Consider the following 16,937-nt stretch of genomic DNA (forward strand, 5'->3'; position numbering starts at 1 on the left):
AATCTTTAAGATTTGTTTAAGACACGAAAAACTTCCCACGCCCCTGTGGCGAGCAGAAAGTTTTTTGGGAAGACACTATAGACGCACAAAAGAGGCTGTAGCACAGGATGAACGGATCATCCGGCCACAGCCTCTTGTTTTTGTAAAAATATATTTCCTTCGCGAAATGCCGATGCACACAAGCGGCATTATTTATCGAATTGGATTCCTCCCAAGATCAAAGTAACCATATCCGATGTATTTGTATCCTCTATGTCATCTCCGACAAACTTCTCGTAAACTTCCATTGAGAAGCCGCCATCCTTATAATCTCTTGTAAAAGCGGAAACGAAAGGTCCCTTGGAAGAATCTTCCGGCTCCTTATTTATAAAATAGCTCTTTACATTCTCTACATACATGAAATCTTCTCTGTCTTCAATCTGTGCTCCGCCATATTCCTTGGCAAAATCATCCGCAAGTTCTTTTCCGGACTTACCTTCTTGATACTTGAAAGTAATTGTAGCAGGTTCGCCCTTTCCGCCTGTATAAGTAAATACTACTTTGTCACTCTGTCGGTCGACCTTAAAGTAAGTGGGATCATACGGCACGCTCCATCCGTTGGGATCCTTATACACTTCTTCTTTTGCCTCAGCACCGTCTGATAACTCACCGTCTGTAGTTTCTTCCGCTACATCGGAATCTGTATCATTCTCAGTATCTGTATTTTCATCTGAAGTTACTTCCGCGTCATTGGAATCACCGCTTAACACATCGGTTACTCCCGTTTCTTCAATAACTTCCTTTGGATTACATCCCGTCAACATAGCTGTAGCCATTATTGCCACCACCATATAAGATAATACTTTTCTCACTAATTTTGCTTTCATTCTGCTATTCCTCCAATTTCTATTAATTCATCCGCATAATACTATCAGGCCATTGACATACAATAAGTGTTGTGCTATAAACTGTATTAGCATCACTAATACACATTGTACGTGAATTATTTTAGCAGGAATTGAGGAGAATGTCTATTATGAAAAAAAGAAATATAACAGCAATCATTATTGCATCATCAATTATGATGCTTTCGCTCGTAGGATGCGGTGTTACCGCCGAGTCGGATGACGGAGTTTCAGTCGGAACCGAATCAGAATCCCCCGAATCAACTGCAACCGAAACACCTGACGAAGAAGAAGATTTCAGCTCTGAGCTCGTCACCTATAAGCCAAGCAATCCTACCGCAGCAGATGCATCTTTTGAATATAACGGAAATACAGTTACTTATGCCAAAGACGATATTGAGAAAATCAAGTCCGCTTTAGGCAAGCCTGCCTTGGAAGATCAGGCTCCCAGCAGCGACGATCCAAGTGACAAATTGTATACATACGGCGAATTTCCGAACTCGGTTGACCTGACAGAAATCGGCGGAAAAGCTTCAACTATAACCATCTATGATACAAGCATTAAAACATCAAGAGGTATATCTATAGGAAGCACATACAAAGATGTTATCGCAGCATATGGTGATGCCGAGATATCCAAACTTGACGGTTCAAATGAAGTCGATTATGCCTTCGACAATTACGTATTGATATTCTTTTTTGACAACAATGAAAAAGTAAACGCTATCTTATACGGAGACGAGTAATTTTTTAGATTAGAGGAAAAAAATTATGAAGAAAAAAACCGGTTTCTTATTGATAACTTTTACAGCATTTGCACTTATGGGATGCGGCGCCGTTTCAGACAATGCTTCAAAAGACGCCTCTTCCGTGCAGCAATCTCAGACTGAAGAAAAAAACTTAGTCGATGCAGCTTTTGAATATAAAGAAAATACGTTTTCTCTTTTCGATGATCCGAATACAGTCATAGATAAATTAACTGCATGCGATACAGGTGAGAGCTCAACCTACATCCATTTGGGCAAAGAGTATTACGACGGCTACCAATCCCCCACCATGGATTATGAGATAATGAATAATTCAACGTTTATGTATGCCATATCCGATGAAAGCGTACTTACTTCAAATGGAATCAGTATAGGAAGTACACAGGATGAAGTCATTGCCGCCTATGACAATGCCGGAGAGCGAATAGGAAATTGGATTCTTTGCAATTTTAAAGATTACTATATCATCTTCTATTTTGATGATGATGATAAGGTTTATAAAATTGAATATGTAATAAATGACACCAAATAAACTATAAAAATATAAAAAAGAAAAGCGGAGAAAGACCATGAAAAGACACACAACAACAGCAACACTTCTCGCATCTGCAATAATGCTTGCACTTGTAGGCTGCGACGGAACATCAATGAGCGCTACAGAAGGAAGCAGCGAAATAGAAATGACCGAGGAAAACTTAAGAGAAATCGCAAAGGCAGAAATGGTAGCAGGTGAAGACGCTTCATCAACCGCTTCTTCCGAAGAGGCCGCAACTGCCGCTTCATCTGAAGCATCAGCCGCAAATGCCGCATCCTCTGAAGCATCAGACGCAGCAACTACAGCTTCATCGGCTGAAAAGGCTGCAAGCAAAACAGATATAGCCGCTACTACCGCTTCATCAGCCGACAAGACTACAAGTAAAGCAGATGCAGCTTCAACTGCCACTTCCGCAACACCTGCCCCCGCTGAGAACAAGGCTACTGCATCTTCCAACACTGTAGCCAAGAGCGACGGCAAGGATTATCAGTTTACTTATAACGGAAATGTAATATCCATAAATGATGATTTTGAAACAGTAAATAAAGCATTGGGCGGATACGTTCCCAGCGCTTCAAACATACAAAATCTGCAATCATATTATTCATACGGCAAAAATGATGCTGTAGGAATGATATGCCGAAATGATTTTGGACCCGAAACTCCTATTACGATATCCACTCGTGTGGCAGGAATGACAACTTCACGTAATATTTCGGTCGGAAGTTCCAAAGACGAACTGATTGCAGCTTACGGATCTCCAAACGGCAAACATAGCCAAGTATATGACGGAGCCACAGGCAAAGAATTGACCGAAGAAGAATATGTTGCCTATTTCGGCGACTCATTCGTCTATGACATGGGCGATATTCAGATCAGTTTCTCTGTTTCAAACGGAAAAGTCGCTTCCATCGAAATCAAGAATAATGCAAACTACAAAAAGTTCCAATGGAGTTAAAATCCAACCGGAGCTAAAAAAATGGGCTAAAGAGTCATATCTCTTTAGTCCATTTCATTTTGTCTTTATCTTTATTCTTAATCAAACTTAAGCAGTGTTTTAAGCACTCTCTTTGCACTTATACGAATGTTCTCTTCGCTTACGGCGCCGAGGCTGAGCGCTTCCTTAACTCTCTCAGGAAATCCCGTCGCCATCTTAAGATCGTTTCCTGCGTTGATTTCTTTGTAGTGCTCTCCTCTTGTCCACCAGTCTGACATGACAAGTCCGGTATATCCCCACTCTTCGCGAAGGATTCCTGTTATGAGATCTCTGCACTCGGAAGCTCGTTCACCGTTGACAACATTGTATGATGACATAATGGTGTAAGGCTGCTCCTCCTTTACGATCATCTCAAAGGGCTTTAAATATATCTCTCTAAGCGCTCTCTCCGATACTCTCGAATCACAGTGCTTTCTGTTAATCTCCTTGTTATTGCAAGCAAAGTGCTTAACGCACGCACCGACATGGTTCTGCTGGATTCCACGTACCATGGCTGCTGCCATCTTACCTGTAAGATAAGGATCCTCCGAGTAATACTCAAAGTTTCGTCCGCACATGGGATTTCTGTGTATATTGATCGCAGGTGTAAGCCATACGCAGAGGTTATTCTCTTTAAGCTCCTCTCCGCCTGCTCTTCCTACTTCTTCCGCAATCTCTTTGTTCCAGGTACATGCGATAGACGTAGCACAAGGAAATGCCGTTGTCTTGATTCCGGTCTCAGGCATGATACGAACACCCGCTGGGCCGTCAGCGGTCATCGCATTGGGAATACCGTATTCCTCCATATTGCCAAATCCAAATACATTGGCAACACCTGTGTTTGGCTGACCACCAAGAAGCTCAATCATGTCATTTACAGAAAGCTGCTCCATAAATTCATCGAGACTTATCTTACCTTCGGCAACGTCAGAAAGCTTCTTCGCTCCTTCTATCAGAGGCATCGTGTAATAATGTCTCTTAAGTCCCTTTTCAGTGGGAGCAAGCGCTTCCTCCGTACCGGGTTCCATTTTCTCAATTACGCTCTCATTCTTGTCAGGCTTCTCAAAAACAGGAAGCTCTTCATATGTTCCGTCTCCGAGAAGTCTCTTTTTAAGAGCGGCGGGAACAACCTTGTGGCTGAGTGTGCATACAACCTTATCTACAAAGTTCTCCCAGAAGAAAGAGATCTTAGCAGCATCTCTTACGTTGCTTCCGAGATAGAATTCATATTTTCCCTTTTCAAGAACATAAGAAGCATCACTGAACTTTCCGAGATCATCATAAGATGAAAGTCCGTATTCGGTGATCTTAAGCGTCATAAGCTGCGATTCGCCAGGCTGGAGCTCTTTTGTCTTCTCAAAATCAACAAGACTCTTCTTGGGCTTAAGAAGCTTACCCGAAGGAGCCGAAACATAGAGCTGCACAACTTCTTTTCCGGCCATTCTTCCCGTATTTGTAACTTTTACATTGAAAATGATGGTGTCCTCTTTTTTGACGGCACCCAAAACTTCTATATCAAAACTTGTATATGAAAGTCCGTATCCAAAAGGATAGATAACTCTGTCGGAAGCTCCCTCAAAGGTCTCAAAAAATCTGTAGCCGACATAGATATCTTCCGTATAATCAACATAATCAAAAGAGTCGTGATATCCCTTGGTTGAAGGATAATCCTCTAAAGTTCCAGCAAATGTATCCGCAAGTCTTCCCGAAGGACAAATATTTCCAAGAATAACGTCTGCTGCCGCAAGGCCACCTTCCATTCCGCCCTGTCCCATATAAACAGCCGCGTCGATCCTGTCATTGCCCTCTATCCATCTGCAGTCCATAACACCGCCGATATTAAGAACAACAACTACATTATCGAAGATATCACATGCATTTTGAACAAGCTCTTTTTCCTCAAATGAAAGATAAAAATCTCCGTCGGGGAAAATGACTTTGGATAAGGTCGTCATCTTAACGCCCGCAGGCCATGGATTAAATGTCTCGATATCTCCGTCTATATCGCTTCTGTCCCAGCCTTCGCCTGAAAATCTGTTGATGACAACAATAGCTGTCTCAGAAAATCTTGTGGCATTTTTTAGAATAACGGAAGGAACGGTAGGTTCCTTGGTCATTCCGGGAACGCAGCCCTTCTTGTACTGCTTATCAAGTTCTTCCTTGTAATACTCAATAATAGGCTCGTACACCTTGACACCGCGCATTTTAAGTCCGTCGTACAACGATCTTGTATATTCGCAATATACGTCTCCGGAGCCTCCGCCGCCTTTTACGTACTCATATGACGCTTTTCCCAGCAGAGCCACCTTCTCAACGTTTCTAAGAGGCAACAGTCCATTGTTCTTTAAAAGAACAACACTTTCATCTGCAGCTTTTTTGGAAATACCGATATGTTCCTCGCTTCCCGTAACAGGCACCTTCCCGTTAAGCGGTAGTGCCGGCTGATATAAAAGTCTTGCCCATTTTTGCATTTTCTAAGAATCCCTCCGTGAATTATTTGCCGATAATCTCTATTAATTTGTCCGCCACAAGTTCAGCGACGGCAAGCTTATACTCATATCTTGAGTGTTTCGGCGGTATATTTGCATGATAGCTCCTGTTTCCGAACTTGGAAGCGATTGCAAAATAAACCTCTCCGGGAACACTGTCATCATTTGAAGGATCGGTATTTCCCATAGTTCCGGTAACACCGATTGCCACATCGGCTTCATAGATAGCACCCGCAGAAAATGCCATATCTTCGGCAGTTTCATAGGAATATACTCCGTACTTATCTATTGTTTCCTTCGGAACGCCATGAAGGACCTTCGCATCATTACTGTATGTAATATATGCACCCTTCATTACGGCCGATGAGCCTTCTGTATCTGTTATAAGCGAAGCGATAAGCCCCGATGTACAACTCTCCATTGATGTGAAGGTAAGCTCTCTTTTAATAAGAGTCTCTGTAATCCTTCTGTATTTTGCCCTTACGGTATCTTCAGCTCTTACAACCACTGTTTCTTCTTTCTTCTCAGGTGCTGTATCCTTTGATTTTACGTATTCTGCTTCTTTTTTCTTAGCAGCTGCTGTCTCTTTAGGTTTTGAAACTACGGCCTGTTTTACTCTGGAATTTGATGCTTCCTTGGGCTTTGAAACCACTGCTTCTTTTGCCCTTGAAGATGCTTTTTCCCTAGAAGGCCTCTCTTCCGTCGCCTCTTTTGCCCTCGGCCGTGATTCCACTGCCTCTTTCGCCCTTGAGGAACGTCTCTCTCTGGTACTTGATTCGGGCTCTTCCTTACGTCTGGACGATCTGGACCTTGTAGATCTTGAAGGTCTTGTTTCCTCTTCATCCTCATCAATATCGTCTACATCATCGTCGATATCGATGTCGTTGTCCATATCCATATCCATATCCATATCGCGGTTTCGGCTCCTGCTCTTACTTCTCTTTGGTTCCGAGAGTTTGATCTCATCGCCGCAATGAACGTATTTAATCTTATCTTTTAAGATTTTCTGCATCTCTTCAAACGGCTCTTCACCTGTGCAGTGACCCGTGTAAAAAACAGATTCATACTCCGTCAGGTCTTTGGCAATATTTCGGATCTCCTTGATATCTTCTTTGGAATATCCTCTGTCTCTTGCAGTGTGGAACCCGCTTATTACCATGTCCGGGTCGTTCTTGAAGATCGACACATACTTTTCCATTATATTCTGAATACCGTGATGTGCACAGCCCGAAAATAATATTTTTTTACCTTCCGATGAAACAACAAGGCATTGCTCATGAGAAAAATCATCTTCCACAAGCTCGCTTCCCTCTTTTACAAAGAGAGTGCTGTTCGTCTGGGGATTCTCATATCTGTCCCCTATATCGGAAAAAACAGTGAGCTCGTCGTCAATCTTATTTACGCCATCCTCAAGGATCTCAACCTGAGGAAGGTCTTTTACCTTTCTGCTAAGACCGATGTATCTTGGTCTTCTTCCGCGCGATGTCGAGTAGAACTTCTGAAAAGCATGCTCGTTTATATAAATCGTCGCGGTGTCATTCAGATCTGCAAATGAAAGGATACCTCCACCATGATCGTAATGACCGTGTGTAATAACAACAGTGTCCACATCCGCCAAATCTATTCCAAGCTGATCTGCGTTCTCTACGAGTAGTCCGGATGCTCCGGTATCTACGAGAATCTTATGTTTCTTGGTCTCTACGTAGAAGCACAGTCCGTGCTCGGGTATGCAGTCATTTTTACCTGCAGTGTTTTCTATAATATTAATAATACGCATACACATTTCTCCTTAACTGCATATTATTGTATCATAAAGATTGATTTAGTGCTTCATTCCGCACACATTTTATACTTCTGCACCATAATTTTATACGATTTTCCATAAAATTTTAGCACTTTTGTTTACGAAAACCTCCTATCCATGGGCATCTTTAAATTATTACGTGTTGTAAATTTTTTTTTAATTATCGCTTAATCAACAACTTCTCAGATATTCTTTCTGTTCTTTGGAAATCCGATAGCTTTCAATCGCCTTCCTGACAGTCTTTTTCTTAACTTCAGGGTCCAGTTTATTATCCCTTACATATGAAAGCGCATCGTCATAGCGAAAACTGAGCGCAGTCGCAAAATACCATGCTACCATCATCTGAATATAATATTCATCGGACCTGATCGCCGCTACTCTCTCAAGATATTCAGGCTTAAAGTCTTCCTCAAGGAAGTGCTTCATAAGCATGCCGATTCCGAAGCGCACAGTATAGGTCTTATCTGAATCAAGCCATTTATAGATTCTCTTTATGAGCAGCTCTTTGTTTTTCTTAAAAGACACCGGTAAAAGCTGGTCGCATGTAGCCCAGTTGTCAACGTACGGAAGGAACTTCTCGACTACCTCCGCGCATTTTTCATAATCTTTTATCCCGGATATTATGAAGGCATGAAGCTGGTTCTCGTCGTAGTATTTATGCGGAAGTTCCCGTAAAAAGAGCTCGCATCCCGCATCTTTTGCCACCTCTTTTGCAAACTTTCTGAGCACGGGCGTTCTCACACCAAGCACCTTGTCTGCGTCGACCGTAGGTATCAGCTTCCTGTGAAAAGATGCGTATTTATCATCTTTAAGTTCGAACAGCCTTGCTCTTATCTCATCTGTTGTCATACCACCCTCCATTAATCCGATTATATAAGATAAATTTCCAAATTCATATCTAATTAGTCTGAAAAAAGTGTGTATTTTATCTGTTTTTTTGATTTGAATTCTATATGTTTGACATTTATCTGTTATTAGTGTATATATAACATATAAACAGTTGTATGTGAGGAAGCATATGAAAATATCACAAAATTCAGGTGTGCCTATCTATCAGCAGATTGCAGATTACTTTCGCAGCGAGATACTAGAAGGCCGGATCGGTCAGGGTGAATATATGCCTTCGATAAGAGGGCTTGCAAAAGATCTTAAGATCAGCGTCATCACCACCATCAAGGCTTATGAACAGCTTGAAAGCGAAGGGCTTGTGACAGCCGTTCAGGGAAAGGGATACTACGTAAACGCCCAGGACACCGAAATGCTCAAGGAACAGCATATACGCAAAGTCGAGGAGGCTCTTCTCGACGCCATCAAATTTGCAAAGATTGCGAAAATGTCGGATGACGAACTGCTAAGCACATTAAAGGCTTTGCAGGATCTGGAACGCACTGATTAAGGCATTTTCATGTGATCTTATTTTTTCCATTTGATGTACTAACACAACGGAGGCATTTAAACTATGAAAGCAGAAACAGTCATCTCATGTAAAAACATTCAAAAAAAGTACGGTCATTTCGAGCTTAATATCGACAGCATCGATTTTCCGCAAGGGTTTGCGACGGCACTTATCGGAGAAAACGGCGCCGGCAAGACCACATTGCTTGAAATGATCGCCGGCATAAAAAAGCAACATAAAGGCGACATCACATACTTTGGAAGTTATACGGAAAAAGACAGGGAAAACAATCCTTACGTCAAAGAGAACATCGGCTATACGGGAACAGACAAATTCTACTTCCTGCCCCACTGGACGCTTAAGCAGACAAAAGAACTGCAGTCCGTTCTGTTTGACAGCTTTGATGGCAAAAAATACGACAAAATATTGGATGAACTTGCGGTAACAAGCGGTTCAAATTCGGATAACAATAAAAAAGTAAGTAGTCTCTCAGACGGAAACCGCGTAAAGCTCATGCTCGCAGGTGTTCTTGCAAGAGATACGAAACTTCTTCTTATGGACGAACCCGCTTCTCCCTTAGATCCGCTTATGAGAGAAAGACTTTGCTCCATGATCCGCGATTATCTTGCTTCTTCGGAAGGTAGCGAAAAGTCAGTAATCTTCTCTACTCACAACATCTCCGATATGGAAAATGTAACCGACTATGCGATCATAATCGAAAACGGAACCGTCGTTGAACAGGGCTTCGTCGAAGATCTCAAAGAAAAATACATTTATGTCCGCGGTGAAAAGAAAGACGAAGAAAGCGCAAAGCATATTCTTTTTGATATAACTTCAAACAAATACGGTTATGAAGGTCTTTGCCTCAGCGAGAACCTCGAAAAGCTTGCGGGTATGGACATCGAGACAAGTGCTCCCACACTCTCCCAGCTTTCTGTAGGTATAATGCGGGCTCATACACGCGTTAAGCCGCTGATCTGACCGGAGGATGCGCAGATGAAACATTTACATAAAAAAATAATCGCACATAACAGTTTTTGCAGTTTATTACATAACATTTTAATGCTCGTTATTATGCCGATTTTCCTCATTCCATTTGATTTGCTTATTTCGATTTTCGACACTTATCTGGGCATGGTCATCACGATGTCATTAATTGCAAGCTTCACCATATTTGCTGACTATTTGACATTTAACGGAATCAGCGCAAAAGGTTTCCCAATCGGAATGATAAAAAATTCCGCTTACGTCGAAAGTTTTATGAAAGACGCCATACTCGCAGACCAGATAAGACGCTTTATACAGATTTCTTTTCCCCCTGTTATAAGTCTTATAGCGATAGGCATATTTTCTTCAGAAAAAATAGATTTAAAATTTTGTATTTTTGTAATAAACATTATTCTTCTAAACTACTGCTTTACAACCGGCTTTCTGGCATTTATGAGAAATATATTGGTCAATACCGTTTATGCTTATATATCCTTACTTTCCGGAATCGTGATAAGTGCTTTTAACGTCGGCATAATGCTGTTATTTTTACTCGACTCGGTAAAGATACCTTTTATTATATGGCTACCGATATCTTTAATATTATCGGCAACGACCGCTGTTTTGGTATTTCGTTATACCACAGCTCATTGCCTCAAACATCAAGGAGATTTGACATGAAAAAAGAGATTCGAAAAATAATAACCATTATAAAAGCTGCGCCCAATCTAAAAGCTAATACAATAAGCTCAATCATTACTCTTTGTGTAGGTATGATTTTGTTAGCAAAGCAAGGCTTTCTCACAGGAACGGGCAAAATATTATTCATTACATGTACAACCTTCATACAGCAAGCCATAATGCTATCCAGCGGTTCCGGTCTGATACAATCGTCATCCTCCGCAAAAAGGATGCAAACTTTTTACCCTTGTATTATTCAATTCCCATTTTCTATCCTTATGTATACCATTATCGCTTTTCACAGTATATATATTGACACCACATTTGATATATCATGGTCATGCTGGTTTATTATCTTATACAGCATTTTAATTGCCGGACTGGAAATAATGCCGCACGTAAACTACAAATACTTTGGTTTTGGTTTTATATGTACAATGCTTATTATAATTCCTTATGCAGTAATAATATGCAATTTTGAAAAACACAACATGTTACACCTCCCTTCTTCGCTTGCTCTCACAAATGCTGTAATCATAGGGTATCTAATAGTAATAACAGGTTCACTGCTTTCAATCCTTATAGCAAATCTACTCTATAAGTCCCCAATATCAGCTCATGTTATGAAAGCAAACACCAAAGCTTAGCAAATACCTCGCCGGCTTTTGATCAATCATGAAGTGAAATAATTTATGTACAAGAAAAACCAATCTCACCTTGTCATTAAGGAGCCCACACATGAAAAAAGAAGTCAAAAAGATAATAACTATACTAAAGGCTACCCCAAAACTAAAATTAAACATAATAGCCTCAGTAGTCCTGTTTCTACTAGGAATGATTGGCGAGCTCTTATCACATAGTAATTTATCAAACATGATATTCTTTACTAATTCCGCAATTTTCTTTTTTACGAGCATTGTGAACACAAGCGGATCAGGACTTGCGCAGTCATCACCGTCAGCAAAAAAACTCCAGACCGTATACCCCTTTTTTATACAAATCCCCCTGTATATAATCACTTTTCTATTAATATCAATACACAGGTTATATATTGTAAGTAAACCGTTACCGAATCTTTCTTTACAAGAAAGCTATGCAAAACACGGCACGCTCATTTTGGCTTTCAGTGTACTCTGCATCAATTTTATGTTGTATGAAATTTTATTTAGCAAGCGCACACTATTAAGTATTATATTCATGGTAATCATATTTATTCCAACAATCATCTTCACATCCATGCTGGATGAATTTTTTAAGATCAACATGAAAAGCGCAATAGCCATCGGTTTTCTGATAATGATAGCAGGATCACTACTCTCGATCCTCGTAGCAAACCTGCTCTATAAATACCCGGTATCAGCTCATGTTATGAAAGAAAACAACAAAGCCTAAGCAGCAACTCTTTTCCCGTGCTATTCTGCTACCATTCATCATCTGTCCTATATAGGCAGAAAATTCTTGCATGATCGTCCTGCCACTTTTCATCGCTCCCCGATATAGGCAGTGCACTTTAATATAAAGCAATAAATCCCTGTCCATACTTGCATTTACCGCATAATAGACAGTGTAAAGGCAGTAAAATGCCCTGTCTATTTTTCCATTTTCCGCATAATGGACAGGAAAATGGCAGTAAATAGCTCTGTCTATATTTCCATTTACCGCATAATAGACAGGAAAAAGACAGCAAATAGCCCTGTCTATTTTTCCATTTACTGCATAATGGACAGGGTAAAGGCAGCAAATAGCCCTGTCCATACTTGCATTTACTGCAAAATTGACAGGGTAAGCTGACTGTGATTCGACTAACAAGCATAAACATCCGGAATATCCAATCCGCATCGGCTGCAGATTTCGTGAGAGCTTGATACAATAAACAAACAAGTCCTTCGGTGAAACTGACTCAAATGGCCTGTTTGCGAGCGCCTTGAATCTATGATTCAAGACATCCCACAAATGCAAGTCTTTCTATCACACCCCCAATACCGCTTCTATCTTCTTCACCAATGATTCTGCTGCCTTCTTATGGGCCGCATGGCCGGGATGCGATCTCGAGCCAAACTCTCCTGCAAGTGTCGGCGGAAGCTGATGATAATATACCTTGCTGTCGTTTTCCTGCTTGGAATACTCAGCAACTGCCGCTGACAGCAGGTTTGTCATCTGAGTGTTAATTATATCAGAATCCTGAAGCAGCATTCCGTAAGCCCATATTATTATGGCCCCCGTGCGCTTCTCTCTGACCTTTTTCAAAAAAGCTTTTGCGCCGTTCTTAAGCGCTGCCACATCCTCCGGCGGAATCTCACCTTTTTCATTCAGATAGTGAATATTATCACTTCCCATGCTCCTTGCAGCTTCATGGCTACTTACGGAATATGCACCCGCATCATTCGTACCCAAATTAATAATGACGATATCAGGTTTAAAAAGAGAAAAATCATATTTCTCATAAGTCCCAAGCTCACAAGCTTTTCCGTCCGGAACAAGCCCGCACACCTCATCATAGAATAACGGCATATTTTCTTTCGGATTGCCATTCCAGGACCACACAAAGCCATAACCGCTCTGGCTGAATACTTCGTAGTCGGCTCCAAGTTTTTGAGAAGTCATATATGTATAATTATCGAAAGCATCAAAACATGCGCTGTTCCACTCCTGTTCACTTACAGGCCCCATGCAGCCTTCGCCTGATGTTATACTGTCTCCTATGAACTCAATCCTATGCCCCGGTTCATCTACAATTTCAAATGTACCATCGGTAAAAACAGCTTCAATCCGTATCAGGGTATCACCATCCGCCGCCATAGCGGGTGTATCTCGCATGATCTTGATATTTCTGAGCGGAATATCACTTTCGCAAGGTCCCGCATTTCCTTGCCAGATTGTGATCTCATTTATTCCCTTTTCAAGCGGTCTCTTCTGATATCTTACACCTTCAACAAGGACATCAATCCACGGCTCAAAGACTGAATAGTCTGCATAACAGCGAAGTTTCACCACAGTGGCACGTACATTCATTTCTATTCCCGAACCATTCCAGAACAGCGTTAAAGGATCAAGACATGCAGTTCTCCTGCCATGGATCTTCAATTTTTCTATTTCTGAAATTTTATACTCTCTAAGCATATTCTCATCCTTAAATATACGTGAAAAGCGCCTCACACTCTCCGCAAATCTCATAATTTCCATCACCTGCCGGTATGAAGAAGCTGTCGCCTTTTTTAAATCTCACATCCTCGTTGTCATTCTTTATTTCCCCTTCTCCCGAAAGGAACAGAATATGTAAAAACGAGTTCTCGTCAACCGTACCGCTAAGCTTATTCATGATCCTACCGCTTAGATTGACTTTATCAACCGTAAAATATTTGCAATTTCCGATATGCGGTTCAGGTCTCGGGACCTTTTTGGCCGGAAAAAGATCGGTCACTTCAAGTGCTTTTTCTATATGAAGTTTACGCAGATTTCCGTTTTTATCGCGTCTTCCGTAATCATACACTCTGTAAGTGATATCCGAATTTTCCTGAATTTCTGCAAGAAGAATCCCCTCACCTATTGCATGCAGAGTATCCGCCTCAATAAAAACCACATCCCCCTTGCTTACGGGATAAGCATTAAGAACTTCTGTAAGAGTCTGATTCTCTATGCGCTTTCGGAACTCTTCTTTGGAAATCTCGCGTTTAAAGCCATAATACAAAAACGCGTCATCTTTGGCATCAATTATATACCACATCTCCGTCTTTCCGTACTGCCCTTCTTTTTTCAGAGCGTAATCATCTGACGGATGAACCTGCAATGACAGATCTTTTCTTGCATCAATAAGCTTGATAAGTATCGGAAAGTCCCTGAATTTCTCGCAGTTTTTTCCAAGAACATCCTTACCTTTTTCATTTATATAATCTGTGAGCGTCTTTCCTGCAAACTCACCGTTTTCAATCACAGACTCGCAACCGGGATAACATGACAGCTCCCAGCTTTCCGCGGTCACATCGCCTGCCGGTCTTTTACCGAATTCGTCGACAAGGCGGTTTCCTCCCCACAGATAGTCTTTGGTCGGAGCCTGTAGTTTTAATACTGCCATATTTGCTCCTTAAATCTCATTTTTTAAAACTTCAAGATTTTTCTTTATAAGCTCGCATCTTTGCTGCACGCAAAGCACGCTTCTGCCGGGATCTTCGGGAGTTCCGAAGATATAATCGCTAAGAAGTTCGATACTTGTTTTGGCAACATATACCCTTGTATCGCTGCCCGCATAATAAAGAAGAATATCGCCGTTTTCTTCTACGATGGCGCCGTTTGAGAATACAACGTTTGAAACGTCTCCTACTCTCTCCCATCCAAGCGGTCCAAGAAGAAGTCCTCCGGGCTCCGCTATAACTTTTCCGGGATCGTTAAGATCGGTTGCATAGGCATAAAGGACGTATCTTAGTCCTGCTGCCGTATTTCTTACGCCGTGTGCGATATGAAGCCATCCCTTGTCTGTCTTTATAGGCACAACGCATTCACCGTTCTTGGCTTCCGTAATCTGATGATATCTTCTTCTGCTAAGAATCTTTTCCTCATCTATCACTGCATGTTCAATATCATCACACAGCCCAAAGCCTATACCACCGCCGCTTCCGGTATCGATAAAGCTGTCCATTGGACGGGTGTAAAAAGCATATTTTCCGTCAACAAACTCAGGATGAAGAACAACATTTCTCTGCTGAGGCGAGCGTTTTGTAACAAGATTAGGAAGTCGCTCCCACTTTTTAAGATCTTTTGTCCTTACAATTCCTGCTGCCGCAACTGCCGCCGAGAGATCGTTTGTGGAATCATCGTGGCTCTCGGAACAGAACACTCCGTATATCCAGCCATCCTCATGCTGCGTAAGCCTCATGTCATAGACATTTGTCTCTTCCTTACAAGTGTCATCAAGCAATATCGGATAATCCCAAAATCTGAAATTGTCTATGCCGTTATCACTTTCAGCAACTCCGAAAAAAGACTTTCTGTCATTGCCTTCTATTCTGGCAACAAGATAATACTTCCCGTTAAGCTTAATGGCTCCTGAATTTAGAACTGCATTTATCCCAAGCCTCTCCTGAAAATTCGGATTACTCTTTATATCAAGATCGTATTTCCACGTAAGCGGAATATGCTGTCTTGTAAGAACCGGATATTTATATCTCGTATATACTCCGTTATAAAAATCTGCAGGTTCATTCTTCCGCGACATGAGCTTTTCCTGTCTGTCCTTTTCAATGTAATATCTCTCATGTAACATTTCTTGTTATTACCTCCAAACACATTCTTCCGTTATGATACGGACACTTCCACGGCTCAACTATAGGCTTGTCCTTCGCGGGTACGCCGTTTTTATCGACATACCAGAACCACTCAGATCCGGGTCTCTTATCGATGACAAATTCTTTTATGTAATCCCAAAGAGCCCGTGCCGCCTCAAGATATTCTTTTTTCTCGGGATGTCTTTCGTATGCATCAAGAAATCCATTGATTCCTTCAGCCTGCACCCACCAGACTCTGTCCTCTTTTACAACTGAATTCTGTCCCTCGACGGGAATTGATTTTCCGTCAAAAGCAACTTTATATACTTCACTCGCCATCTCCTCCGTCATTCTGCCGATCTTTGCCGAAAGGTCACCGTCGCCAAGAATATCGGTTGTCCTATTTATCAGCCATGCCGCTTCTATGTCATGTCCGTAGGAATAAAGATCGACCAGGCTGTTATAATCTTTGTCAAAAAAGACTTCCTGTCTGCGAAGCTTTGGATTATATATCTTGGTACTTACTATTTTCAGAATCTCATATAAAGATTTTCTGACTCTGCCATCGCCCGATACCCTGTAAAGCTCCGTATATCCCTCCATAACATGCAAAAGAGTATTCATGCTCCTTACCGCATCGGTACCGTTTTCCGACAGCTTTTCATTTGATACAGGCTTGAACTCTCTGTCGAACGCTTCAAGATACCCGCGCTCATCACGCATTTTCTTTTCTATAAGTTCGTAGAGAGAAACAGCCATCTTCAGTGCTTCCCAATCTCCCGATGCATCAAAATAAGCAGACAGTCCGTAGATGGTAAAAGCCTGATTATATGTATGTTTTGTAGTATCAAGAGGCTTTCCGTCATAAGATACCGACCAGAATACCCCGCCATATTCATCATCAATGCAATATTTTTTTAAAAACTCATACGCATGCGTAGCCTCGCTTAAAAGCGTTTTATCTACGAGAACTTTGTATGCGCTTGAAAAAAACCATAATATCCTGCTGTTTAGTATGCAGCCCTTTTCATATTTTTTATCAACGGCAAGATCATAGCCCATATAGCCGTAATATCCGCCGAATTCATCGTCTCTTAAACCTTTCCAAAAAGGTATGATCCCATTCAGAAGATGCTCCTTTATTTCACTGACCATTACTT

At 41.4% G+C, this 16,937-nt stretch carries 16 protein-coding genes; 8 read left to right on the forward strand and 8 right to left on the reverse strand.

Annotated features, from left to right (window positions below; all coding sequences use genetic code 11):
* Window positions 1-188: 188 nt before the first annotated feature.
* A complete protein-coding gene (locus tag BLP87_RS00980; protein ID WP_074461039.1) occupies window positions 189-866 on the reverse strand; it encodes a hypothetical protein in 678 nt (225 codons plus the stop codon).
* Between the two features lie 149 nt (window positions 867-1,015).
* Between BLP87_RS00980 and BLP87_RS00985 the strand changes: the two genes are divergently transcribed.
* The 3 genes from BLP87_RS00985 to BLP87_RS00995 are packed head-to-tail and all read left to right on the forward strand — an operon-like array spanning window position 1,016 to window position 3,144.
* On the forward strand, window positions 1,016-1,630 hold the full coding sequence (locus BLP87_RS00985; protein ID WP_074461040.1) for a hypothetical protein: 615 nt from the start codon (window positions 1,016-1,018) through the stop codon (window positions 1,628-1,630).
* Between the two features lie 25 nt (window positions 1,631-1,655).
* Window positions 1,656-2,183, forward strand: coding sequence for a hypothetical protein (locus BLP87_RS00990; RefSeq protein ID WP_074461041.1), 528 nt, complete (start codon window positions 1,656-1,658; stop codon window positions 2,181-2,183).
* A gap of 37 nt (window positions 2,184-2,220) precedes the next feature.
* The gene (locus BLP87_RS00995) at window positions 2,221-3,144 is read left to right on the forward strand and encodes a hypothetical protein (RefSeq protein ID WP_074461042.1); all 924 of its coding nucleotides are present in this window, start codon (window positions 2,221-2,223) and stop codon (window positions 3,142-3,144) included.
* 77 nt (window positions 3,145-3,221) lie between these two features.
* Here the strand turns inward: BLP87_RS00995 and BLP87_RS01000 are convergent, their stop codons facing one another.
* The 3 genes from BLP87_RS01000 to BLP87_RS01010 form a co-directional block, all read right to left on the reverse strand.
* Window positions 3,222-5,633 (reverse strand): glycoside hydrolase family 3 protein, encoded by a 2,412-nt coding sequence (locus BLP87_RS01000; protein WP_074461043.1) that lies wholly within the window; start codon window positions 5,631-5,633, stop codon window positions 3,222-3,224.
* A 22-nt stretch (window positions 5,634-5,655) separates the two neighbouring features.
* On the reverse strand, window positions 5,656-7,428 hold the full coding sequence (locus tag BLP87_RS01005; protein ID WP_074461044.1) for a nicotinamide-nucleotide amidohydrolase family protein: 1,773 nt from the start codon (window positions 7,426-7,428) through the stop codon (window positions 5,656-5,658).
* A 198-nt stretch (window positions 7,429-7,626) separates the two neighbouring features.
* Complete coding sequence (locus BLP87_RS01010) at window positions 7,627-8,304, reverse strand: DNA alkylation repair protein (protein WP_074461045.1); 678 nt, start codon at window positions 8,302-8,304, stop codon at window positions 7,627-7,629.
* Between the two features lie 169 nt (window positions 8,305-8,473).
* Here BLP87_RS01010 and BLP87_RS01015 point away from each other — a divergent pair, with 169 nt between their 5' ends.
* From BLP87_RS01015 to BLP87_RS01035, 5 genes are all read left to right on the forward strand, one after another.
* On the forward strand, window positions 8,474-8,851 hold the full coding sequence (locus BLP87_RS01015) for a GntR family transcriptional regulator (protein WP_074461046.1): 378 nt from the start codon (window positions 8,474-8,476) through the stop codon (window positions 8,849-8,851).
* 63 nt (window positions 8,852-8,914) lie between these two features.
* Entirely contained in the window at window positions 8,915-9,832 is a 918-nt protein-coding gene (locus tag BLP87_RS01020) for an ATP-binding cassette domain-containing protein (protein WP_074461047.1), read from the forward strand.
* A gap of 15 nt (window positions 9,833-9,847) precedes the next feature.
* Window positions 9,848-10,519 carry a hypothetical protein gene (locus BLP87_RS01025; RefSeq protein ID WP_074461048.1) on the forward strand — a complete coding sequence of 224 codons (672 nt, stop codon included), beginning with the start codon at window positions 9,848-9,850 and terminating at the stop codon, window positions 10,517-10,519.
* A complete protein-coding gene (locus tag BLP87_RS01030) occupies window positions 10,516-11,166 on the forward strand; it encodes a hypothetical protein (protein ID WP_074461049.1) in 651 nt (216 codons plus the stop codon). The genes BLP87_RS01025 and BLP87_RS01030 overlap by 4 nt, the downstream gene beginning before the upstream one ends.
* Window positions 11,167-11,257: 91 nt before the next feature.
* Window positions 11,258-11,911 (forward strand): hypothetical protein, encoded by a 654-nt coding sequence (locus BLP87_RS01035; protein ID WP_074461050.1) that lies wholly within the window; start codon window positions 11,258-11,260, stop codon window positions 11,909-11,911.
* Between the two features lie 576 nt (window positions 11,912-12,487).
* Here the strand turns inward: BLP87_RS01035 and BLP87_RS01040 are convergent.
* From BLP87_RS01040 to BLP87_RS01055, 4 genes are read right to left on the reverse strand one after another with little or no spacing between them, the layout of a single operon-like run.
* On the reverse strand, window positions 12,488-13,693 hold the full coding sequence (locus tag BLP87_RS01040) for a GDSL-type esterase/lipase family protein (RefSeq protein WP_074461051.1): 1,206 nt from the start codon (window positions 13,691-13,693) through the stop codon (window positions 12,488-12,490).
* Window positions 13,650-14,591: a type I phosphomannose isomerase catalytic subunit gene (locus BLP87_RS01045; protein ID WP_074461052.1), complete on the reverse strand. Its 942-nt coding sequence runs from the start codon at window positions 14,589-14,591 to the stop codon at window positions 13,650-13,652. Before BLP87_RS01045 ends, BLP87_RS01040 begins: the two co-directional genes overlap by 44 nt.
* Window positions 14,592-14,600: 9 nt before the next feature.
* A complete protein-coding gene (locus BLP87_RS01050; protein WP_074461053.1) occupies window positions 14,601-15,776 on the reverse strand; it encodes a glycoside hydrolase family 130 protein in 1,176 nt (391 codons plus the stop codon).
* Window positions 15,766-16,932: an AGE family epimerase/isomerase gene (locus BLP87_RS01055; protein ID WP_074461054.1), complete on the reverse strand. Its 1,167-nt coding sequence runs from the start codon at window positions 16,930-16,932 to the stop codon at window positions 15,766-15,768. Before BLP87_RS01055 ends, BLP87_RS01050 begins: the two co-directional genes overlap by 11 nt.
* Between the last annotated feature and the right edge of the window lie 5 nt (window positions 16,933-16,937).

The organism is Butyrivibrio hungatei, assembly GCF_900101605.1.
GTDB lineage: Bacteria > Bacillota > Clostridia > Lachnospirales > Lachnospiraceae > Butyrivibrio > Butyrivibrio hungatei_B.